Raw genomic sequence first — 21,268 nt, forward strand, 5'->3', positions numbered from 1 at the left:
ATGCGCCGCGTTGTGGCCGCGGCGTCCTGGCGGGTGGTGGGTGCCGGCTCAGCCGGGCGTGGGCCCGTGCAGGCCGTGCAGGATGAAGTCGATGATCTCGCGGTGCACGTCGTCGGCCGGCAGCGGGCCGTCGCCGCGGTACCAGCGAAGCTGCCAGTTGACGACGCCCAGCACGTTGAAGGCGAGGATCTTCAGGTGCCTGGTGCGGACGATGCCGGCGGCGCGCAGCGCCTCCAGCTCGCGGATGTAGATGGCCAGCACCTCGCGCTGGACGTCGTGGTTGACCTTGTCGCCGCCGACCGTCAGGCGGTCCTGCTCGATGAAGATCATCCGCAGTTCGCGCTGGTGGCTGGTGGAGACGGTCAGGTGCGCCTTGACCAGCGCCTCGACCCGCGCCAGCGGGTCTTCGAGGCCGGCCAGGGCGCTTTCGAGGCGCTGGGGCAGGGCCTTGACCGAATACTCCATGATCTCCAGCCAGAGACCTTCCTTGCTGCCGAAGTAGTGGTAGATGTTCGACACGCTGACGCCCAGCGCGTTGGCGATGTCGCGGATCGACGTGCCGCTGAAGCCGCGCGTCGAGAAGAAGTCCAGCGCCGTCTGCAGGAGCACGTCGCGCGAGCTGGCGCCGTCCTCGCCCGGACGTGCCGGCCCGGCGGCGGTCCGCCGATTCCTGGTGCTGGCTGCGGTCATCCTCGTCCTCCCGGTGTTCATTCTTGTCGTTTCGCCCCGGCGGTGCCGCCGCGCCGCGGGCCGGCCGCGGCTTCTAGAGCGATCGTTCGATTCAAACCCAACCACATGTAAAAACGCTTGTCAAACGGATTTGTGTGCGCTCTAATTGTCCCAACGCCAATTGAACGAACGTTCGATGCATGGCCCGGCGAACGGTGCGCCATGCGGACGGACGTCGCATCCTCGGGAGGAAACCACCATGACCCGTCTGAAGGACAAGGTCTGCATCGTCACCGGCGCCGCCAACGGAATCGGCGCCGCCACCACCCGCGCGCTGGTCCGCGAGGGGGCCCGCGTCACCCTGACCGACATCGACGATGCGGCCGGCGAGGCGCTGGCGGCGGAGCTGCGCGACGGCGGCGCGGACGCCGCGTTCCTGCACCATGACGTGGCCGACGCCGCGCAGTGGGACGCCGTGTTCGAATCGGTGCTCGGCCGGCACGGCCGGCTGGACGTGCTGGTCAACAACGCCGGGCTCGGCACCTACAACGACATCGAGACGGTGTCGCTGGAGGACTGGCGCCGCATCATGGGCATCAACGTCGACGGCACCTTTCTCGGTACCCAGAAGGCGATCCGCGCCATGAAGGAGACAGGCGGCGGCGCCATCGTCAACGTCGCCTCGGTCGCCTCCTTCATCGGCGCGCCGTCGCTGGCCGCCTACAGCGCCAGCAAGGGTGCGGTCCTGATGCTGACCAAGAGTGCCGCCACCTACTGCGGCCAGCGCGGCTACAACATCCGCGTCAACGCCATCCACCCCGGCCTGATCGACACCCGCGCGGGCGTGGAGATGGCGCGCAAGGCCACCGGTGCGGCCAGCAACGAGGAGGCGGTCGCCTTCTTCACCCAGCTGCACCCCATCGGCCGCATCGGGAAGCCGGAGGAGATCGCCGACGGCATCGTCTTCCTGGCGAGTGCCGAATCGAGCTTCATGACCGGCTCCTCCCTGGTCGTCGACGGCGGCTACACCGCGCTCTGACGCCGGGGGGCCGCTTCCCGAAGCCCCTCTCCCCGTGCGGGAAAGGGGCTTCGCAGCGACGCTCATGCCCATTTCTGGAACGAACGTTCGCACTGGATTCCTGTCCGGGAGCACGCGCATGCGACGCGCCTTGGGGCTGCTGGCGAAGGCCGGCCCCTTCCTCATCATCGCCGGCCTGATCGGCGCCGTGTTCGCCGTGAAGCTGGAGCCCGTGGTCCACGCCGTGGCCGAACCGGCGCTGGCCCCGCGCGACCTGTTCCTCGGCGCCGCCGCACCCGCCGACGGCGTGCTGTGGCTGGCCGGGTCGGAGGGCAAGATCGTCCGCTCCGACGACGGCGGGCGGAGTTGGCAGGTCCAGCGCTCCGGCACCACAGGGATGCTGCAGGCCATCGTCGCGTGGTCGGCCTCGGAAGGTGTGGCGGTGGGCGCCGACGGCGCCGTGGTGGCGACCCGCGACGGCGGCGCGGCGTGGCGGCGGGTGTCGCTGCCGATCGACAAGCCGCACCGCCTGCTGGCCGCCGCGCTGGACGGTGCCGGCCGGCTGTGGGTGGCGGGGGAGATGGGCACGCTGCTCGTCTCCGCCGACCGCGGCGGCAGCTTCGCCGTGGCCGCCGCGCCGCGCGACGTCGGCCTCAACGGCATCGCCTTCGCCGACGCGGCCACCGGCTGGGTGGTCGGGGAGTTCGGCGAGGCCCGCGCCACCACCGACGGCGGCCGCACCTGGACGACCGTGGAGGCCGCACCCCGCAGCCTGACGGCCACCGCCGCCTGCGGCGGCGCCACCGGCGTCGCCGTCGGGCTGGAGGGCACGGTGGTGCTGACCGCCGACGGCGGCGCCAGCTGGACGCCGGTCGCCACCCCGACGCGCGAGCCGCTGTTCGCCGTGACCTGCGCCGATGGCCGCTGGACCGCCGTGGGCGACCGCGGCGCGGTGCTGGCCGGCACGATCAAGGCCGGCGACGCGCACGCCGTGCCGCTGGCCGGCGGCGTGCCGGCGTGGCGGGCGGCGCTGCTGCGCGTCGGCGACCGCCTGCTGGCGGCCGGCGCCGGCGCCGGCTGGATCGCCGCCGGCCACGACACGCACCGTTTCATCCCCTTTCCGGGCTGATGGCCCGCCGGAGCACGTGACGCCATGGAGCGCATCGCCGCCCTGATCATCCGTTTCCGCCTGCCGCTGCTGGCGGCCATGATCGCCGCCTCGACGGTGGTCGCCTGGTTCGCCACGCAGATCCAGGTGCGCACCGACCTTGCCGACCTGCTGCCGCGCGACCACGCCTACGTCGCCGTGGACCGCGCCTTCCGCACCTCCTTCGGCAGCGCCAACATGGTGTCGGTCATGCTGGAGGTGGAGGAGGGCACCGTCTTCCGCGCGGACGTGCTGCGCGCCGTCCAGGGCATCACCCGCGACCTGGAGTACGTGAAGGGCGTCAACCCCTTCCAGATCAACTCGCTGGCCGCGCGCAAGATGACCGAGGTGCGGGCCGACGACAAAGGCATCGAATCGCGCCCGCTGATGTGGCCGGAGGCACCGCAGGGCGCGGAGGCCGTCGCGGCGCTGCAGCGCGCCGTGGTCAGCAACCCGCTGGTCTTCGGCCGCTACGTCTCCGCCGACCTCAAGGCGGCACTGGTCACCGCTGACTTCTACGAGAACGCCGTCGACCACAAGGCGGTGTTCGAGCAGGTGGCGGAGATCGTCGAACGGCACCGCGTCCCCGGCGTCACCGCCCACGTGGTGGGCGAGCCGGTGCTCTACGGCTGGGTGGCGCAGCACCTGCCGGAGACGGTGGCGGTGTTCCTGGCCACCGTGCTGCTGACGGCGCTGATCCTCTTCGTCACCGCGCGCTCGGTGCGCGGCACGGCGCTGCCGCTGCTGGCCGGGCTGGCGAGTGCCGTGTGGGCGCTGGGCTTCGCGCGGATGCTGGGCTTCTCCTTCGATCCGCTGGTCGTGGTGGTGGCCTTCCTGATCTCGGCGCGGTCCGTGTCACACTCCGTGCAGGTGGTGGCGCACTTCGACGACCGCGTGCTGATCGACGGGCTGAACCCGCTCAAGGCCGCCGAGCGCACCATCGTCGAGCTGTTCAAGCCCGGCACGCTGGGCGTGCTGACCGATGCCGGCGGCATCGCCATCGTCGCGCTGACGCCCATCCCGCTTCTGGAAAAGGTGGCGATCATCGGCTGCATCTGGGTCGCCACCATCCTGGTGACCAGCGTGCTGCTGACGCCGATCCTGCTGTCCTACGTGCCGGCCCCGGTGGGCTTCCGGCTGCGCGCCGACGTCACACCGCTGCTCGACCGGTTGCTGGACGGCTGCGCGCGGCTGGCGCTGGGGCGGCGGCGCGGCTGGGTGGCGGCGGCGGCGGCGGCGGTCTTCGCCGGCTCCTTCGCGTACTCGTTCCACCTGTCGATCGGCGACGCCTCGGCCGGCTCGCCCATCCTGTGGCCGGATTCCGCCTACAACCGCGCGGCGGCGGCGATCAACGCCAAGTTCCACGGGGCCGACCGCATGTTCATCGTCGTCGCCGGGAACGAGCCCGACGCGATCAAGCGGCCGGACGTGCTGCGCGCCATGCGCGACCTGCAGCGCTTCATGGAGGCGCAGCCGGAGATCGGCGCCACGGTGTCCATCGCCGACCTAATCCCGGCCATCAACCGCACCATCCACGAGGGCAACCCGCGTTACCAGGACCTGCCCGACGACCGCATGGCCATCGGCGAGATGCTGTACTTCTTCGGCACCGGCCTGGACGCCAGCGACACGGCGCTGTTCTTCGACGCGCAGTACCGCAACGCCTCGATCACCGCCTTCTTCACCGACCGGCGCGGCGACACGGTGGCGACGGCCATCGGCCGCATCAAGCGCTACCTCGCCGAGCACCCGGTGCCGGGCGTGGAGTTCCGGCTGGCCGGCGGCGTGGTCGGCAACACCGCCGCCATCAACGAGATCATCCTGGCCGACCAGATCCGCTCCATCGCGCTGGCGCTCCTGGTGGTGGTGGCCTGCTGCCTGTTCGCCTACCGCGACGCGGGATCGGGCATCGTCTTCATGGTGCCGGTGATGCTGTCCAACGCGGTCACCTTCTGCCTGATGGCGGCGGTGGGCATCGGCATGAACATCAACACGCTGCCGGTGGCCGCACTCGGCATCGGGTTGGGCGTCGACTACGCCTTCTACGTCGTCGACCGCATGCGCGAGGAGATCGCGCGCGGCCGGCCGCTGCCGGCGGCCGTGCACGCGTCCCTGCGCGGCTCGGGCCGGGCGGTGCTGATCACCGGCGTCACGCTGTGCCTCAGCGTCTTCGTGTGGGCGGCGTCGTCGCTGAAGTTCCAGGCCGAGATGGGGCTCTTGATGGGCGTGTGGCTGATGGTGTCGGCCACGGCGGCGCTCGTGCTCATGCCGGCGCTGGTGGTGATCTTCAAGCCGGAGTTCGTGGTCGGCGTCCGCCCGCACGCGGGCGGCGCCGGCAAGGTGCCGGCCCACCCCGACGGGGGCGGGCTGGCCTGGAAGTGCGCGGGGGAATGACCCGCCGGCCCCGGACGGGCCGGGGCCGAGGGGCACGCTTGGGAGGAAACACCAAATGAAGGGTACGTCTGGGAAGAGGGTGCTGGCCGGCGCGGCGGTCGCGCTGGCGCTGGCGACGGGAGCCGGCCCGGCGGGGGCGGCCAGCTGGGAACTGGGCGGCGACGCCCGGCTGTCGGTCAACGGCTACGTCCGGCAGTGGGTGTCGTTCAACCTGAACGACATGCCGGACACGGCGGACGGCGACCGCGGGCGGCTGAGCATGGCGCGCTCGCAGCTGCGCCTGGACACCACGCTGTCCACGCCGGGGCTGAAACTGTTCGCCAGCGGCCGCGCAGCGGGCGAGGTCGAGACCGGCTGGATGCACGACCTGGAGCGCCAGGGGGCGGCCGGCGGCAGCGACCTGATGAAGAAGTACAACACGCTCGACCTGCGTGAATTCTGGGCCGAGACCACGCTCGACCGGCTGACGGTGCGGTTGGGCAAGCAGCAGGTGGTGTGGGGCGAGACGGACTTCTTCGTCGCCTCCGACATGGTGCACGGCTTCGACTACAGCTGGCGCGCCATGCTGGAGACGGAGAACGAGGAGTTGCGCAAGCCGCTCATCCTCGCCAACGCCATCGTGCAGGTGCCGGAACTGGACGGCTCGCTGCAGGCCTTCGTGCGGCCGGGCCTGGACCGGGGGCGCGACGTCGGCAACACCTTCGACACCTGGGGCGGGCGCTGGTCGCCGCAGCCCTACCGCGGCTTCTGGCGCGACGGCTTCGTCGGCCGCGACCCGCGCCACCCCGACGGCGACGTGCGCGACCCGACCTACGGCGGGCGCTGGCGCGGCATGATCGCCGGGGACATTAACTACTCGCTGCTCTACCTGCGCACCTTCCGGCCCGACCCCATCGTCAACCCGGCCGCCAACCCCTACGGCGGGCGCACGCCGGGCGGCATGCTCGGCGACGACTTCCACCCCACCGTGAACGTCTTCGGCGCCACGGCGTCCAGCTACGTGCCGGCCATCGACGCGGTGCTGTCGACCGAGGTCGCCTACATCCCGGACATGCCCTACAACTACGACAACCTGGGCGGCACCGGGCTCTACCCGGCCTTCCTGGTCAGCGCCGGGGCCATCCCGCGCGACGCGGTGGGCATCCGCAAGACCGACCTCGTGCGCTGGATGGTGCGCAGCGACTTCAACGTCGACCTGCGCGACGTGCTGGGCACCGACGGCAGCTCCTTCCTCTCCTTCCAGCTGTTCGACAGCTGGCACCCGGGGCTGAAGGACAGCGACAACCTGCTGTACTGGCCGGGCTTCCAGACGAAGCTGAAGCAGCACGCCTTCACCCTGACCGGCGTCCTCCAGCTCAGCTACTTCAACGACACGGTGAAGCCGGGCCTCGCCGCCGGCTGGGACATCAGCTACGGCGGCGGCTTCGTCATCCCCAGCGTGGACTTCGTCATCGGCGACCACCTGCGCATCCGCGCCGAGGCCGACCTGTTCTTCGCCCGCGGTGCCCAGTCGTCGCAGGCCGACCGCTCCAGCGACGTCGGCTTCATCAGCTTCTTTGACAACAACTCGCAGTTCGTGGTGCGCGCCACCTACCAGTTCTGACCCGACCCAGCCACGGAGGAAACGACATGAGACAGTTGGCCAAGCTGTGCGCCGCCGGCGTGCTGGCCTGCGCCGCCGCGGCCGGCGCCGCGGGCGCCGCCGAGCTGACGCCCGGCACGGTGATCGACGCGCGCAACCTGGATGCGCGGATGAAGGACACCTTCCAGGGCAAGACGATTGCCAGCCTGCTGCCCGACCGGCTGGCCTGGCAGGTGCGCGAGAAGGGGCTGACCATCACCCTGAAGGCGGCGCAGCCCTGGACGGTGGACCGCCGCTACCAGGAGTGGACGGACAAGAACCGCGCCGGGCAGGTGAAGATCGCCGACGGCAAGGGGCTGGAGAACTGGCAGGCCGGCGTGCCGTTTCCGGCCATCGACGCCAATGACCCGCAGGCCGGGACGAAGGCGGTGTGGAACCTGCTGGTTGGCCAGCCGGTCGGCTGCTACTGGAGCCAGCCGCGCTACACCTTCGTCACCTTCGACGGCACCAGCGGCATCGAGCGCGAGATGCTCTGGCGCTTCAGCCGCATCAACATGGTGGGCCGCTACTGCGACCCGCAGGGCAAGCTGACGCTGGGCGACGGCACCGTGCGCGCCAAGGAGATCCTGGTGGCGCTGGAGCCGTTCGACATGCGCGGCACCGGCATGCTGAGCGCCCAGTTCATGACCGGCGACGTGGCGCGCAGCTGGGCCTACGTCCGCTCCGTGCGGCGCGTGCGCACCATTTCGGGCTCCAGCTGGATGGACCCGGTCGGCGGCGGCACCGACATGGTCAACGACGACGTCGACACCTTCAACGCCCACCCCAGCTGGTACAAGGGCCTGAAGTACCTGGGCAAGCGCTGGGTGCTGGCACCCGCCAACACCGACGCCGTTCTGTGGCGCCCGGACGCCGGCAACCGCAAGGACATGTACCCCGCGCTCGACCTCACCAAGGCGCCGTACTGGTACCCGACCGTCGCCTACGAGCCGCGCGAGGTGCACGTGGTGGAGACGACGCCGCCGCCCGAGCACCCCTACGGCAAGAAGATCCTGTACATCGACGCGCAGTACCCGCTGCCCCGCTTCACCGAGATCTACGACAAGCGCGGCGAGTTCTGGAAGTGGGGCACCTGGATCAGCAAGAACGAGCGCGACATGGAGGGCAATCCCGTCGTCGGCACCTACGCCGGCGGCATGTACGACTTCAAGCGCAACCACGGCACGCTGTTCCTGTCGACGCCGCAGCCGGTCTACAACGACCCGAAGGCGACGGAGAACGAGCTGAGCGTCGGCGTGCTGGAAGCGATCGGCGGCGGCTGATCCCGCCGGTCCCGCGGTTCTCTCCCCCGGCGCCATCTGGGCGGCGCCGGGACTCGGGCCCGGCACCGCGCCGGGCCCGCCTTTTTTGGGGCTCCCTGATTTCGGAAACGGCCCAAGGCCGGCGGACACGCGGAACCTCCGCAGCACTTTCCGCCATGTGCGCAGCCGGCTTATTATTTCCATAATATATCTTATGAGACATGACGCCTGTAGACGCAAAGCTAGAATGTCGCGGTCTGGCAAAGCAGAAATGTCAGTTCTCCGTCGTGTGAAGCGCGGCTGAGATGGTGGCGCATGGCCGGCCGGTGGCCTTCTACCCCGACAAGCACACGGTGTTCCGGGTCGCCCATCAAACGGCTGATCGGCTGGTAGCCAGAGCGCAATGTCAACAAACCATGTCTCAGCTCGTCCGATCATGGCGCCAGCACGACCAGCAGGTCCTTGGTCTCCACGTTGCGGCCGGTTTCGGCGACGACGCGCTCCACCGTGCCGGCACGTTCGGCGCGTACGGTGGTCTCCATCTTCATGGCCTCCAGCGACACCAGCGCGTCGCCCGCCTCCACCCGCTGGCCCGGACGCACCAGGATGGCGCCGACCAGACCGGGCATGGGTGCGCCGATCTGGTTGGCGTCGTGGTCGTCCGCCTTGGGGTGCGCCGGCCGCGCCGGGGTAACCGAGCGGTCCGCCACCTTGATCGTGCGCGGCTGGCCGTTCAGCTCGAAGAACACGGCGCGCCGGCCCTGCTCGTCCGCCTCGCTGGTCGCCAGATAGCGCACCAGCAGCGCCTTGCCCGGCTCCAGTTCGATGCTCACCTCCTCGCCCGCCTCAAGGCCGTGGAAGAACACCGGCGTGGACAGCACCGATACGTCGCCGTAGGCGGCGCGGTGCCGGGCGAAGTCGGCGAACACCTTGGGGTACATCAGGTGCGAGGCGAGGCGCCGTTCATCCACCGGCCCGCCTGCGGCCTTCGCCGCCTCCGCCCGCGCGGCGTCGAGGTCGAGCGGTGGCATCGCGGCACCCGGCCGCACGGCCAGCGGCGCCTCGCCCTTCAGCACCTTGCGCTGCAGTGCCTCCGGGAAGCCGCCCGGCGGCTGGCCCAGTTCGCCGCGCATCAGTTGCACGACGGACCCGGGGAAGGCGATCTCCCGGGCCGGATCGAGCACGTCGGCCTCCGTCAGCCCGCCGCTCACCATCATCAGCGCCATGTCGCCAACCACCTTGGAGGTCGGCGTCACCTTGACGATGTCGCCGAACAGCCGGTTCACCGCGGCGTAGGCGCGCACCACCTCCTCCCAATGCTCCTCCAGGCCGAGCGAGCGCGCCTGCTCGCGCAGGTTCGTGTACTGGCCGCCGGGCATCTCGTGCACGTACACCTCCGACGAGCCGGCGCGGACGTCGCTCTCGAAGGGCGCGTAGCCGCGCCGCACCTGCTCCCAATAGTACGACAGCCGGGTAATGGCGGCGTCGTCCAGACCGGTGTCGCGCGCCGTGTGCTTCAGCGCCGCGACGATGGAGCCCAAGGGCGGCTGCGAGGTCAGGCCCGACAGGCTGTCCATGGCGGCGTCCACCGCGTCCACCCCGGCCTCCACCGCCGCCAGCACGCTGGCCGCCGAGGCGCCGGAGGTGTCGTGCGTGTGGAAGTGGACGGGCAGGCCCACCTCCTCGCGCAGGGTGCGCACCAGCAGGGCGGCGGCCGCCGGCTTGCACAGGCCGGCCATGTCCTTGATGCCCAGGACGTGGGCGCCGGCCGCCTCCAGCTCCCTGGCGAGGCCCACGTAGTACGACAGCCCGTACTTCGGCCGGCGCGGGTCCAGCAGGTCGCCGGTGTAGCAGATCGCCGCCTCGCAGATGGCGCCGGTGCCGCGCACCGCATCGATGGCGACGCGCATGTTGTCGACCCCGTTCAGGCTGTCGAAGACGCGGAACACGTCCACCCCGCCGGCCGCCGCCTGTTTCACGAAGTGGCGCACCACGTTGTCGGGGTAGTTGGCGTAGCCCACCGCGTTGGAGGCGCGCAGCAGCATCTGCAGCAGCAGGTTGGGCATGGCGGCGCGCAGCCGCTCCAGCCGCTCCCACGGGTCTTCCCGGAGGAAGCGCATGGCGACGTCGAAGGTGGCGCCGCCCCAGCACTCCACCGAGAACAGCTGCGGCAGCAGGCGCGCGTAGGCCGGCGCCACGGCGGTGAGATCGTGCGTGCGCACGCGGGTGGCCAGCAGCGACTGGTGGGCGTCGCGCATGGTGGTGTCGGTGACCAGCACGCGCGACTGCTGGCGCATCCATTTGGCCACCGCCTCGGCACCGTCCAGCGTCAGGCGCTGCTTGAGACCCGGCGGCGGCGGCTCCAGGGGGACGACGGGGGCCTTCGGCTCGGCCGGGCGGGGCACGGCCTTCCCTTTGAGTTCCGGGTTGCCGTTGACCATCACCTCGGCGATGAAGCTCAGCAGCTTGGTGGCGCGGTCGCGGCGCGGCGGGTGCTGGAACAACGCGGGCGTGGTATCGATGAAGCGGGTGGTGTAGGTGCCGGCACGGAACTGCGGGTGCGCGATCAGCGTCTCCAGGAAAGCGAGGTTGGTGGCGACGCCGCGGATGCGAAACTCGCGCAGCGCCCGGTCCATGCGGGCTATCGCCTCGTCCGGCGTCGGCGCCCAGGCGATCACCTTTTCCAGCAGGCTGTCGTAGTGGCGGGTGATCAGCGCGCCGGAGAACGCGGTGCCGCCGTCCAGGCGGATGCCGAAGCCGTTGGCGCCGCGGTAGGCGGTGATGCGGCCATAGTCGGGGATGAAGCTGTTGTCCGGGTCCTCGGTGGTCAGGCGGCACTGGATGGCGTGGCCGGTGATGCGGATGTCGGCCTGGGACGGGACGCCGCTGTCGGGCGTGCCGATGGCGGCGCCGGCGGCTATCCGGATCTGCGCCTTGACGAGGTCGATGCCGGTGGCGACCTCGGTGATGGTGTGCTCGACCTGGATGCGGGGGTTGACCTCGATGAAGTAGAAGGCGCCGGTCTCGGCGTCCATCAGGAACTCCACCGTGCCGGCGTTGCGGTAGCCGGCCGCCTTGGCGAGCTTGAGGGCGGCGTCGCACAAGGCGGCGCGCTCGTCCGCGGTGAGGTAGACGGCCGGCGCACGCTCGACGACCTTCTGGTTTCGGCGCTGGATGGTGCAGTCGCGCTCGAACAGGTGGACGAGGGTGCCGTGGGCGTCGCCCAGCACCTGCACCTCCACGTGGCGGGCACGGCGGACGAGCTTTTCCAGGTAGACCTCGCCGTTGCCGAAGGCGGCCTGGGCCTCGCGCCGGGCGGCGGAAAGGGCGTCGGGCAGGTCCTTGGCGGTCTCCACGATGCGCATGCCGCGCCCGCCGCCGCCCCAGCTGGCCTTGAGCATGAGGGGGTAGCCGACGGCCTCGGCCATTCGGGCGGCCTCCTCCACATCGTCGGGCAGGGCGCCGGTGGCGGGCATGACCGGGACGCCGGCCGACACCGCCAGATTGCGGGCGGCGACCTTGTTGCCGAGCAGGCGCATGGTGTCGGACGAGGGGCCGACGAAGGTGATGCCGGCGTCATGGCAGGCGTCGGCGAAGGCCGGGTTTTCGGAGAGGAAGCCGTAGCCGGGGTGGATGGCGTCGGCACCGGTCCGCTTGGCGACGGCGATGATGGCGTCGGTGTCCAGGTAGGCCTCGATCGGTCCCTTGCCTTGGCCGATCAGGTAGCTCTCGTCGGCCTTGAAGCGGTGCAGCGCGAAGCGGTCCTCGGTGGAGTAGACCGCCACCGTGGGGATGCCCAGCTCGGTCGCGGCGCGGAACACGCGGATGGCGATCTCGCCGCGGTTGGCGACCAGAAGTTTGCGGAAGCGGACCGTTTCGAAGCGGACTTGGGGGGAAACCATGCCTTGTTCCTGTCGAGGCCCGGACGCGGTGCCGGGTGAAACACGGAAAAAAAGCGCCGCTCCCGTCGTGCGGGAACGGCGAGTGGGGAGGACGCACGCAAGGAACGGCGGTGGTTACGTCACGACCGACAGGAAGGCGTCGTTGAGGCGGCGCTCGTAGTAGAAGATGCCGCGACCCAGTTCCTCCGGACCCCAGGAGCGGATGGGGTTGTCGGGGTAGTGGATGTAGCCGCCGGCGAACACCTCGTTGCGGTTGCCCGAGGGGTCGAAGAAGTAGATGGTCTGCCCGCGCGTGATGCCGTGCCGCGTCGGCCCGACGTCGATGGAGATGTCGTAGCGCGCCATGATGTCGGCGGCGTGGCCCACGTCCATCCAGCTTTCCAGGTGGAACGACACGTGGTGGAACCTGCCGGGCTCTGCGTGGCGGACGAAGGCGATGTCGTGCGCCTTGTTCGAGCAGGTCAGCCAGATCCCCAGCACGCCGTCCGGCGTGTCCACTTTCTCGGCCAACGCGAAGTCCAGGGCCTCGGTGAAGAAGGCGAGGTTCTTCTCGATGTCCGGGCCGTAGAGCAGCGCGTGGTCGAAGCGCGTGGCCTTCATGCCATGCGGCTCCTTCGGCCACACGTGCGGGTTCTCGATGGGGGGATGGGTTTCCGACAGCTCCATCGACGCATAGAGTTCGATCCGGTGGCCGGACGGGATGGTGAAGCCGATGCGGCGGCCGACGCCGGGCTGCTCGCCCTCCGGCACATGGTCGACCGTCAGGCCCCAATCGGTGATGCGCTTTTCAAATCCATCCAGGTCGGCATCGGAGGCGACCTTGAAGCCCATCACGTCCATGCCGGCGGTGTCGGCCTTGCGCAGGATGATGGAATGGCGGTCGAACTCGTCCCACGCCTTCAGGTAGAGGCGACCATCGGCGCCGGTGCCGACTTTGTTGAGGCCGATGCGGTCGACGTAGTGGGCCTCCGCCGCCGCAAGGTCGAGGACGCGGATCTGGATGAAGCCGGGGCGCAGCACGCCTGTCAGTGCCATGGGTGTTCCCTCCTGGTTCTGGTGTTTGTGTCGGCTCAGAAGAACCGGTCGAAGCGCAGCCGGTCGACCGGCAGGCCCGCCTCGCGGACGAGCAGATCCTCCAGCGCCAGGGTCATCGGCGGCGGCCCCGCGCAATAGACGTCGCAGCCGTCGAAGCACCGGCCGAGGTCGTCCGCCATGACCTCGTGGATGAAGCCACGGCGGCCAGCGAACCCGCCGTCCTCCGGGTCGGACACGGCGGGGACGTAGCGGATGCGGGTCCCGAAGCCCGGCAGCGCCGCCACTTCCGCCTCGCCGCACACGTCCCGCGCCGCCCGCGCGCCATAGTACAGCGTCAGCCGCCGCCCGTCCGCCGGCCCTTCGGCGAAGGCGCGGGCGATGGACAGCATCGGCGCCAGCCCGGACCCGCCGGCGACGCAGACCACGTCGCGCGGCGACGGGCGCAGGTAGGCCTGCCCGTACGGCGCGTCGAGGGACACGCGCGCACCCGCCGCCATCGCGAACAGCGCGGCCGTTCCAGCACCGTCCGGCACCCGCCGCACGATGAACTGCCAGACGCCCTCGCCGTTCGGCGTGTTCGCCATGGAATAGGCACGCGGCGCGGCAAGGCCGGGAAGCTGGAGCAGCGCGTACTGCCCCGGCAGGAAGTCCGCCGCTCCGTCCGTGCGGAATGTGAACTCGCTCAGGTCGTGCGTCAGCCTCCGCGCCGCCTCCAGCACGGCGGACCGGCGCTGCGGCCGCACCGGCGGACGGATGGCGTCGTCCAGGCGCATGGCGACGGTGCAGTCCCCGGCCGGCCGCGACTGGCAGGCGAGCCGCCGGCCCTTGCGGCGGTCGCGCTCCGACAGGCCCGGCGCGTCGGGGCGCAGGTCCTCCACCGCCCCGTCCACCAGTTCGAACTTGCAGACCCCGCAGGAACCGACGCTGCACTCGTACGACAGGCCCAGCCCCTCGCGCAGGCCGGCGCGCAGGATGGTGTCGCCGTCGGCGCACGGGAACGCGGGGCCGCCGGCCAACCGGATGGTGTGCATGTTCATTCCTCCAGGAACACCTTGCCGTCCGACACCACCGCCCGGTGCGTGCGCAGCGGGATGGTGCAGGGCGCGCCGCACGGCTTGCCGGTGGCGATGTCGAAGGCGCCCTGGTGCCAGGGGCACTCGACCACGCCGTCGTCGATCTCCCCTTCCGACAGCGACGCCAGCCCGTGGGTGCAGGTGTCGTCGGTGACGAAGATGCCGGCGGGCAGGCGGAACACCGCCAGCGGCGGTCGTTCCGGCAGGTCGATGCGCTTGGCAGCACCCTCGGCGACGTCGCTCACCTCGCACAGGTACATCATGGCCGCCTACCCCATCAGGGCGGCGATGGCCGCCTCGCCGCGCTCGGGCCCGATCGCCCCATAGCCGCCGTCCACCGCCAGATCCGTCCCGGTGACGAAGGACGCCTGATCCGAACACAGGTAGAGCACGGCGTTGGCGACCTCTTCGGCCAGCCCGATGCGCCCCAGCGGATGGAAGGGCGCGGCCACCGCGTTGACCTTGTCCATGTCGCCCTTCGACAGCTGGTCGAGGATGGCCGACCACGTCCAACCCGGCGATACGGAGTTCACGCGGATGCGGTCGCGGGCGAGGTCCAGCGCCTGGCTGCGCGTCACCTGCATGACGGCCGCCTTGCTGGCCGGATAGGTCCAGCGGCCGGCCTGCGCCACCCGGCCGCTGACGCTGCCGAAGTTGACGATGGCGCCCCCGCCGGCCGCCACCATGTGCGGGTGGACGGCGCGGGCCATCATGACGCCGCCGATCAGGTTGACGTCCAGCGCCGTCCGCCACTCCGCGCGCGTCGTCGCGAAGCCCTGGTCGACGTAGGCGCAGGCCACGTTGACCAGGAAATCGATGCGCCCGAACCGCTCAACGGTGGCGGCGACGCAGGCGTCGATCTGCGCGTCGTCGGTCAGGTCGGTGGCGACGAACTGCGCGTCCGTCCCCAACTCTTCGGCCAGCCGCCGGCCGGCGTCGGCCTGGATGTCGGCGATGGCGACGCGCCCGCCCGCCCCGGCGAAGGCGCGGACCACGGCGGCGCCGATGCTGGTGGCGCCGCCGGTGATGATGGCGACCTTGCCCGCCAAGCCCGGCAGAACTGCTTTCGACATGGTTGTCCTCCTTGGCTCAGGCGGCCGCGACGGCGGCGGGCAGGGTGCGCAGCGCGCCGTTGCAGAAGAGCAGCGGCGTCCGCTCGCTCCAGCGGTAGCGCGCGATGCGGCCGATGAAGATCTCGTGGTCGCCGCCGGGGTGGGAGGTCTCCGTCACGCATTCGAACTGCGCGACCGCCCCCTCGATCACCGGCACGCCGCCGATGCCGGGCCGCCACGCCACGCCGGCGAAGCGGTCGGGAACCGGGGCGGCGAATTGCCGGCACAGCGCTTCCTGCACGTCGGACAGGATGTTGACGGCGAAGTGCGGGGCGCTGCGGAACACCGGCAGCTGCGGCGACTTCAAAACAAGGCTCCACAGCACCAGCGGCGGCTCCATCGAGACGGAGCTGAAGGAGTTGACGGTCAGGCCGATGGGCTGCCCGCCCTCCCCCACCGTCGTCACCACGGTGACGCCGGTGGCGAAGGTGCCCAGCGCCCGGCGCAGGTCGCGGGAGTCGTCGGGGGCGCTGTCGCGGACCCAGGGCCCGGCGCTGGTCTCATGCGGCATGTTCGGCGCTCCTCTCGGCGATGAAGGCGCGGGCCGCCGCCTCGTCCTCGATCCAGGGGAAGAAGTCGGGCGGGTTGTTGAAGGCGCCGACCACCGCGTCCGCGATGGTGGCGTTCTGCGACGCCGCACCCAGCACCTGCATGGTGGCCGGCGGCGGCGGATTGAGGAGAAGGTTGGTGAAGCGCGTGGTGTGCTTGCCCGAGCTTTCCCAGAAGCGGTCGAACACCTCGGTCATCCAGTCCGCCTCGAACGGGGCGGAGCCGTGCGCGACGATGGCCTTCAGGATGGCGTCGGCCATGCGCGAGGCGTTGTTGGCGCCCTGCCCGGCGATGGGGTCGTTGAGGCAGACCGTGTCGCCCACGCCCATCACCACGCGGCCCGACGCCAGCCGCAGCGCCGGCTTGCGCACCACCGGCGTGAAGGAGCCCTTCAGCCATGCGCCCGGATCGGTGATCTCGATACCCTCAAGGTGCTCCAGATCGTCGGGGGTGAAGCGGGCGACGACCTCGCGCATGGCGGCCAGCATCTCGTCGCCGTCGCGCACCCCGCCGAACACGTCCATCGGGCCGTCGGGGATCGCTTCGAACAGGAAGCTGCGGCACTCGCCCGTGGTGTGGGTGTAGAAGGGCAGCGAGAAGTACTCGCCCACACCGGCGATGAAGTTGAAGCGCAGCGGGCGGAACGGGATCTCCGGCCACGGGCGGTCGCCCGTCAGCTTCGGCCCGGTCGCCAGCACCGCCGCCAGCTGGCGCGGTGGCCGGGCATGGACGGAGCGCTCCTCGTCGCGTTCGAACAGGCCGGTCACCGCACCCTTGCCGGCCACCACCATGGTCAGGTCGTGCCGGCCGGCGATCTCGTCCAGTTCGCTCACCCCGACCGAGCCGTAGACCAGTTCGCCGCCGCGCCGGGCGAACTCCTCCATCCAGCGGGAAAACTTGGTCCGCTGGTCCAGCGCCTGCCCGCGGTTGCCGTGCAGCCGCCCCTGCACGGTCAGCATGGTCTGGCCGGTGGGGTCGCGGAAATCGACGTGGATGCCCTCTCCGTAGGGCGCCAGATCCTCCCAGAAGTTGAGGCCCAGCGCGCGCTCCATGCGCAACGTGCTCTCGAAGATGAAGGCGGTGCTCGGCAACCGCCCGTGCAGCACCTGCTCGGGCGTGCGGTCGCTGTGGATGGTCACCCGGTAGCCCTTGTCGAGCAGGCCGAAGCCCAGGTGGAGGCCGGCTTGCCCGGCCCCGATGATCGCGATGTTGCGCATGTCCCCTGCCCTTTTGTGATCGTGTTGGGAGGTATCAGCGGAGCGGACGCCAGTCCTGGTTCCGGGGATTAAGGAGCTTCACCGTCAGCGTGACGCGGGTGAAGACCCAGCGCTCGCCCTCGCGGCGCAGCTCGGCGTCGTAGACGCCGGCGATCCAGTGGTCGGCTGCCTCGGCTCCGGCTCCGGGGCTGGCGTCGGCGATCCGCGCCAGTTCCCACAGGGACCAGCCGGCGCGGGCGGTCCGGCCGTCGGCGGCGGGCGCGACAGTGGGCGAGACCATGTAGTGCATGGTCCAGATGATCTGCTCGCGCCCGATGCGGCCTAATTCCGCGGCGATGGCGTCGCCGCCGGTGAAGCGGCCGAAGCCGGCCGCCTCCCACACCGCGTCGTCGGCGAACAGCGGGCGCATCAGCGCCGGATCGTTGCGCCGGTCCGCCCCCTCGGCGTAGCGGCCGATCAGCGTGCGGATCGCCTCCGCCGCCTCCAGCCGCGCCAGGCGCCGTTCCAGGTCCTGCGTCATGCGGTGCCTCCTGGCGAGCGCCGCCGGGGTTCGCCCGGCGGCGGCACCGTTAGTTGACGAACTCGCCATGCTCGGCGACGAAGCGGTGCTCGTCGAAGCTGTGCGGCACCTTGGGGTCGCCGCCGTACAGCTCCACGTGCGGCGCCACCTCGGCCAGGGCGAGCGCCATGTGGTAGAGGGGCTTGGCCTCCGCCGGGATCTCGCCCAGCGGGAAGCGGTCGATGTAGGCCATGATCTCCGGCAGCAGCGGCAGCATGGCGTTGTAGAAGGCCCGCAGCTCGCCGGTGGTGGAGCGGATGCGCTTGCCCTGGCGGGCGTTCTGCGTCGGCAGCGCCCACTCGGCGGCCAGCGGTTCGAGCGTTTCGAAGGACTTGGGGAAGTGAATGTTCATGTCGGCGTCTCCCGGCGCTCAGCGCGCGGCCATGTATTGTTCGATGGCGTGGTAGCCGTGGCGGATCAGCACCTCGTCGTCCTGCAGGTGCATCACCGACTTGGCCCCGGATTCCAGCGCCGTCTGGGTGTCCTCCATGGTCGCCGTGTCCTCCAGCCAGGCGTTGCGCTGCAGGACCTGGGCGAACTCGATGGCCCAGCGCTGGCTGTTGGTCTGCGGCGCGCGGACGTAGTACTTGCCCTCCCAGCGGGTGCGGTTGTGCGCCAGCGGCCAGAACTGGTGGGTGAACCAGATCCCTTCGGAGACGTGCAGCAGCAGGTTGGGGAAGGCGACGCTGAGTTCGAAGGAGAAGTCGTCGCGCCGGTCGGGGTTGACCGTCGGCGGCAGCATGGAGGCGCCGCGCTGCGCCACCAGCGACGCGCCGGCCAGCGAATTGGCGAGCTTGGCAACCGGCGTCGGCTCGTTGTCCATGCTCAGGCACACCGCGCTGGTGCGGTGGGGTCCGAACAGCTCGACGTTCTGCAGGCCCGAGGAGAAGACGTTCGGGAACGAGCCGGCGTGGATCGTCGCCACGTGGTAGGCCTCGGCGAAGGCGTCGTGCGCGACCTTCCAGTTGCAGTTCAGCTCGGTGTAGTAGCTGAAGCACTGCGTCATCTGGTCGTACGGGAAGCCCGACAGGTGATGGCCCAGACCGCCCAGGAAGTCGGCCAGGCCGACACCGTCGTCGTCCTGCAGCTTGATGAAGACGAAGCCTTCCCACACGTCGGTGAGAACCGGGGTCAGGCCGTTTTCGCCCTTCACGAAGCAGGCGTGGAACTTGTCCTCCTCCGGCACGGCCAGGAGGTCGCCCTTGGCGTCGTAGACCCAGCCGTGGAAGCGGCAGGTCATCACCGCCGCCCGGCTGCTGCCGAACGTCTCGTCGCCGGTCTCCACGATCACCTTGTTGCCGCGGTGCGAACAGGTGTTGTGGAAGCCGCGCACCTTGCCGTCCTTGCCGCGCACCAGGATGACGGAGGTGTCGGCGAACGCCAGCTTCTTCACCTTGAAGTCGCCGGGCTTGGCGATCTCCTCGACGCGGGCGACCTTCAGCCAGCTCCTCTTGAAGACCTTGTCGATCTCCCTGGCGTAGAACTCGGGTGAGACGCAGGGCTCGACGGGAATGGGGCCGGTGCCGAGTTCGGGGAACTTCTCGGCCCACTTGATCTTGGCTTGGGCGTTCATGCGCTCCTCACGGGTGTTGTCTTGTTCGGTTGGGGGCGGGTTGGTCAGCCGAGGCCGTACTGCGCGCGCACCAGATGCGCGATCCCCAGCTTCTCCAGGATGGCCATGGGGCACAGGAAGGTGACGCGCACCGTTCCCGGCAGGCGGCTGATCTCGATCGAACCGGCGATGGTCGCGCGGTTCAGGATTTCGTCGTACGGCAGCCCGGTGACGGCGGCGGCGCGCGCCAGGCCGTTGTGGGTGGCGTCGTTCAGGTTGGCGCCGCTGCCGATGAAGGTGATCGGGCCGTTGTCCTCGACGAAGGTCTGGCCGTAGCGCTTGGCCAGCGCCTGGACGTCGGCGCGCTCCCGCGCGCTCAGCGGCCGGGCCAGCGTGGGCAGGTCGTCGGGGCGCTGGAGCAGGATCGGGCCGTCCAGGGTCAGGCCCTTGATCACCTCGACCGACAGCTCGACCTCTCCGGCCACGTCGGTGGCGTGCCCGGCGATCTCGCCGTTGCCCTGCTGGGCGTGCATGTCGCCCATGTAGACGCCGCCGCCCGGCACCTTGACCGGGCAGATCAGGATGGCGCCCTCGCGGACCGAGTTGGTGTCCATGTGGCCGTCGGTCTTGTGCCGCTCCAGCTCCTCCTTCGACAGCGCGTACTTGTGCGGGGCATCGATCAGGAAGGCGCCGAAGTCGCCGCAGTTGTGCGAGTCCGGCAGGTCGCGCGACGGCGTGGTGCCGATGTTGCCGAGGAAGGGCTGCATGCGGGTGGCCAGGCCGGCCAGATCCGCCCGGGCCAAGGCCAGGATGGAGTGCTGCTTGGACAGGGCGGGCAGTTGGGCGGCCTGACCGGCTTGGCGGGCGATGTCGTCGGCGACCTCCTTCGACACGGTCAGCGCCACCCCGGCGGCGCGGTCGAGGACGATGACGTAGCCGTTGGTGAAGCGGAAGGCGTTCACCTCGGCACCGCAGACGTCGCAGTGCACCGCGTTGTCGCCGATCCCCTCGATGTGGCTCTCGGGGCTGTGGGTGCCGCAGACCGGGCACAGCTTGGCGACGAACGGGTCGCCGATGTAGCGGCCCTCGACGAAGCTCATGACACCCGACGAGGTGGCGAGCGAGGTGACCTGCATCTTGTTCAGCTTCAGCGCGATGGCGTCGCCGATCTCGGCGCCCTCCACCGCCACCGGTTGGGTGACCTCGTGGCCGCCCTGGAACTTCGGGGTGATCATCGGCCCCCAGCAGCCCGGCGGCGTTCCGGTGCGGATGGTGCCGCCGTCGGCGACGGGGCCCAGCATGCCCAGGCTGGGGCCGATGACGCCCCCGGTGTACTCGTGGACCTCGACGACGGTCTTGGCCGGGCTCTTGGTGATGGCTGTCATGTGCTTTCCCCTGGCTTTTCAGCGGTGCCGCCGACAATCGGCAGGGGAAATGATGGCCTGTCGCCCGGTTGCGGGTAAATTCGTGAAAGTTCCGTAAGGACCTAGGGGAAATCACCTAGTCGGCGGGGCTTGGCACCGCTCAGCCGCCGGTGGACAGCACCATGCGCACCATCTGCGCCACGGAATCCGTCGCCAGTTTCTCGCGGATGTTGGTGCGGTAGATCTCCACCGTCTTGGCGCTGATGCCCAGCTCGAAGGCGATGATCTTGCTCGACTTCCCTTCGACCAGCTTGGCCAGCACGGCGTGCTCGCGCGGGGTCAGGGCCGCCAGCCGCTCCCTGGCTTCGGTGCGCTGCCGCGCGCGCTCCAGCGCCTCCGCCCCGGCGCGCAACGCCGCCTCGATGGTGTCCAGCATGTCCTGGTAATTGTAGGGCTTCTGGACGAAGTCGAACGCGCCCTTCTTCATCGCCCGCACCGACATCGGCACGTCCCCGTGCCCGGTGATGAAGATGATCGGCAGGGGACAGTCCAACTGCCGCAGCCGTTCCTGCAGGTCCAGGCCGCCGATGACCGGCATCCGGATGTCCAGGATCAGGCAGCCGGGCTGCGCCGGGTCGTAGGCGTTCAGGAACTCCTGCGCGCCGCGGAAGGCCAGCGCCCGCCGCCCCACCGATTCGACCAGCCAGACCAGCGATTCCCGCACCGAATCATCGTCGTCGACCACGTAGACGACGGGTTCGCGCGGATCCGGCGTGGGGGATGAAGGCTGCATG

At 70.3% G+C, this 21,268-nt stretch carries 18 protein-coding genes; 5 read left to right on the top strand and 13 right to left on the bottom strand.

Features of this window, described 5'->3' with window-relative positions:
- Positions 1–48: 48 nt before the first annotated feature.
- Positions 49–690, bottom strand: a complete 642-nt coding sequence (locus VED21_RS31815; protein ID WP_324889711.1) for a TetR/AcrR family transcriptional regulator — start codon at positions 688–690, stop codon at positions 49–51.
- Between the two features lie 238 nt (positions 691–928).
- On the opposite strand from VED21_RS31815, the gene VED21_RS31820 reads away from it, so the two are divergent.
- The 5 genes from VED21_RS31820 to VED21_RS31840 all read left to right on the top strand — a co-directional run bounded on the left by VED21_RS31820 (position 929) and on the right by VED21_RS31840 (position 8,132).
- Positions 929–1,708, top strand: a complete 780-nt coding sequence (locus tag VED21_RS31820; protein ID WP_324889713.1) for a glucose 1-dehydrogenase — start codon at positions 929–931, stop codon at positions 1,706–1,708.
- A 118-nt stretch (positions 1,709–1,826) separates the two neighbouring features.
- The gene (locus VED21_RS31825) at positions 1,827–2,816 is read left to right on the top strand and encodes a hypothetical protein (protein WP_324889715.1); all 990 of its coding nucleotides are present in this window, start codon (positions 1,827–1,829) and stop codon (positions 2,814–2,816) included.
- A 24-nt stretch (positions 2,817–2,840) separates the two neighbouring features.
- Positions 2,841–5,228, top strand: coding sequence for an efflux RND transporter permease subunit (locus tag VED21_RS31830; protein WP_324889717.1), 2,388 nt, complete (start codon positions 2,841–2,843; stop codon positions 5,226–5,228).
- Positions 5,229–5,283: 55 nt separating this feature from the next.
- Positions 5,284–6,831, top strand: coding sequence for a DUF1302 family protein (locus VED21_RS31835; protein WP_324889718.1), 1,548 nt, complete (start codon positions 5,284–5,286; stop codon positions 6,829–6,831).
- Between the two features lie 26 nt (positions 6,832–6,857).
- Positions 6,858–8,132 carry a DUF1329 domain-containing protein gene (locus tag VED21_RS31840; protein ID WP_324889720.1) on the top strand — a complete coding sequence of 425 codons (1,275 nt, stop codon included), beginning with the start codon at positions 6,858–6,860 and terminating at the stop codon, positions 8,130–8,132.
- Positions 8,133–8,545: 413 nt separating this feature from the next.
- On the opposite strand, the gene VED21_RS31845 is transcribed toward VED21_RS31840, so the two are convergent.
- The 12 genes from VED21_RS31845 to VED21_RS31900 all read right to left on the bottom strand — a co-directional run bounded on the left by VED21_RS31845 (position 8,546) and on the right by VED21_RS31900 (position 21,267).
- Positions 8,546–12,013, bottom strand: a complete 3,468-nt coding sequence (locus VED21_RS31845) for a pyruvate carboxylase (protein WP_324889722.1) — start codon at positions 12,011–12,013, stop codon at positions 8,546–8,548.
- 114 nt (positions 12,014–12,127) lie between these two features.
- Positions 12,128–13,048, bottom strand: a complete 921-nt coding sequence (locus VED21_RS31850; RefSeq protein WP_324889724.1) for a catechol 2,3-dioxygenase — start codon at positions 13,046–13,048, stop codon at positions 12,128–12,130.
- A 35-nt stretch (positions 13,049–13,083) separates the two neighbouring features.
- Positions 13,084–14,079, bottom strand: a complete 996-nt coding sequence (locus VED21_RS31855; RefSeq protein WP_324889726.1) for a 2Fe-2S iron-sulfur cluster binding domain-containing protein — start codon at positions 14,077–14,079, stop codon at positions 13,084–13,086.
- Between the two features lie 2 nt (positions 14,080–14,081).
- On the bottom strand, positions 14,082–14,384 hold the full coding sequence (locus VED21_RS31860; RefSeq protein WP_324889728.1) for a non-heme iron oxygenase ferredoxin subunit: 303 nt from the start codon (positions 14,382–14,384) through the stop codon (positions 14,082–14,084).
- 6 nt (positions 14,385–14,390) lie between these two features.
- Positions 14,391–15,194, bottom strand: a complete 804-nt coding sequence (locus VED21_RS31865; RefSeq protein ID WP_324889730.1) for a glucose 1-dehydrogenase — start codon at positions 15,192–15,194, stop codon at positions 14,391–14,393.
- 16 nt (positions 15,195–15,210) lie between these two features.
- Positions 15,211–15,744, bottom strand: coding sequence for a flavin reductase family protein (locus VED21_RS31870; protein ID WP_324889732.1), 534 nt, complete (start codon positions 15,742–15,744; stop codon positions 15,211–15,213).
- The gene (locus tag VED21_RS31875) at positions 15,734–16,999 is read right to left on the bottom strand and encodes a styrene monooxygenase/indole monooxygenase family protein (RefSeq protein WP_324889734.1); all 1,266 of its coding nucleotides are present in this window, start codon (positions 16,997–16,999) and stop codon (positions 15,734–15,736) included. Before VED21_RS31875 ends, VED21_RS31870 begins: the two co-directional genes overlap by 11 nt.
- 34 nt (positions 17,000–17,033) lie before the next feature.
- Entirely contained in the window at positions 17,034–17,519 is a 486-nt protein-coding gene (locus VED21_RS31880) for a nuclear transport factor 2 family protein (protein ID WP_324889736.1), read from the bottom strand.
- 49 nt (positions 17,520–17,568) lie between these two features.
- Positions 17,569–17,910 (bottom strand): hypothetical protein, encoded by a 342-nt coding sequence (locus VED21_RS31885; RefSeq protein ID WP_324889738.1) that lies wholly within the window; start codon positions 17,908–17,910, stop codon positions 17,569–17,571.
- An 18-nt stretch (positions 17,911–17,928) separates the two neighbouring features.
- Positions 17,929–19,131 carry an aromatic ring-hydroxylating dioxygenase subunit alpha gene (locus VED21_RS31890; protein ID WP_324889740.1) on the bottom strand — a complete coding sequence of 401 codons (1,203 nt, stop codon included), beginning with the start codon at positions 19,129–19,131 and terminating at the stop codon, positions 17,929–17,931.
- Between the two features lie 44 nt (positions 19,132–19,175).
- The gene (locus VED21_RS31895; protein WP_324889742.1) at positions 19,176–20,495 is read right to left on the bottom strand and encodes an acetamidase/formamidase family protein; all 1,320 of its coding nucleotides are present in this window, start codon (positions 20,493–20,495) and stop codon (positions 19,176–19,178) included.
- 139 nt (positions 20,496–20,634) lie between these two features.
- Positions 20,635–21,267, bottom strand: a complete 633-nt coding sequence (locus VED21_RS31900; protein WP_324889744.1) for a response regulator transcription factor — start codon at positions 21,265–21,267, stop codon at positions 20,635–20,637.
- Between the last annotated feature and the right edge of the window lies 1 nt (position 21,268).

This window comes from Azospirillum sp., assembly GCF_035627195.1.
Classification (GTDB): domain Bacteria; phylum Pseudomonadota; class Alphaproteobacteria; order Azospirillales; family Azospirillaceae; genus Azospirillum.

Bases quoted from the DNA above. Each gene is read 5' to 3' on its own strand.
- VED21_RS31815 (WP_324889711.1), bottom strand. From the start codon at position 690: ATGACCGCAGCCAGCACCAGGAATCGGCGGACCGCCGCCGGGCCGGCA.
- VED21_RS31820 (WP_324889713.1), top strand. From the start codon at position 929: ATGACCCGTCTGAAGGACAAGGTCTGCATCGTCACCGGCGCCGCCAAC.
- VED21_RS31825 (WP_324889715.1), top strand. From the start codon at position 1,827: ATGCGACGCGCCTTGGGGCTGCTGGCGAAGGCCGGCCCCTTCCTCATC.
- VED21_RS31830 (WP_324889717.1), top strand. From the start codon at position 2,841: ATGGAGCGCATCGCCGCCCTGATCATCCGTTTCCGCCTGCCGCTGCTG.
- VED21_RS31835 (WP_324889718.1), top strand. From the start codon at position 5,284: ATGAAGGGTACGTCTGGGAAGAGGGTGCTGGCCGGCGCGGCGGTCGCG.
- VED21_RS31840 (WP_324889720.1), top strand. From the start codon at position 6,858: ATGAGACAGTTGGCCAAGCTGTGCGCCGCCGGCGTGCTGGCCTGCGCC.
- VED21_RS31845 (WP_324889722.1), bottom strand. From the start codon at position 12,013: ATGGTTTCCCCCCAAGTCCGCTTCGAAACGGTCCGCTTCCGCAAACTT.
- VED21_RS31850 (WP_324889724.1), bottom strand. From the start codon at position 13,048: ATGGCACTGACAGGCGTGCTGCGCCCCGGCTTCATCCAGATCCGCGTC.
- VED21_RS31855 (WP_324889726.1), bottom strand. From the start codon at position 14,079: ATGCACACCATCCGGTTGGCCGGCGGCCCCGCGTTCCCGTGCGCCGAC.
- VED21_RS31860 (WP_324889728.1), bottom strand. From the start codon at position 14,384: ATGATGTACCTGTGCGAGGTGAGCGACGTCGCCGAGGGTGCTGCCAAG.
- VED21_RS31865 (WP_324889730.1), bottom strand. From the start codon at position 15,194: ATGTCGAAAGCAGTTCTGCCGGGCTTGGCGGGCAAGGTCGCCATCATC.
- VED21_RS31870 (WP_324889732.1), bottom strand. From the start codon at position 15,744: ATGCCGCATGAGACCAGCGCCGGGCCCTGGGTCCGCGACAGCGCCCCC.
- VED21_RS31875 (WP_324889734.1), bottom strand. From the start codon at position 16,999: ATGCGCAACATCGCGATCATCGGGGCCGGGCAAGCCGGCCTCCACCTG.
- VED21_RS31880 (WP_324889736.1), bottom strand. From the start codon at position 17,519: ATGACGCAGGACCTGGAACGGCGCCTGGCGCGGCTGGAGGCGGCGGAG.
- VED21_RS31885 (WP_324889738.1), bottom strand. From the start codon at position 17,910: ATGAACATTCACTTCCCCAAGTCCTTCGAAACGCTCGAACCGCTGGCC.
- VED21_RS31890 (WP_324889740.1), bottom strand. From the start codon at position 19,131: ATGAACGCCCAAGCCAAGATCAAGTGGGCCGAGAAGTTCCCCGAACTC.
- VED21_RS31895 (WP_324889742.1), bottom strand. From the start codon at position 20,495: ATGACAGCCATCACCAAGAGCCCGGCCAAGACCGTCGTCGAGGTCCAC.
- VED21_RS31900 (WP_324889744.1), bottom strand. From the start codon at position 21,267: ATGCAGCCTTCATCCCCCACGCCGGATCCGCGCGAACCCGTCGTCTAC.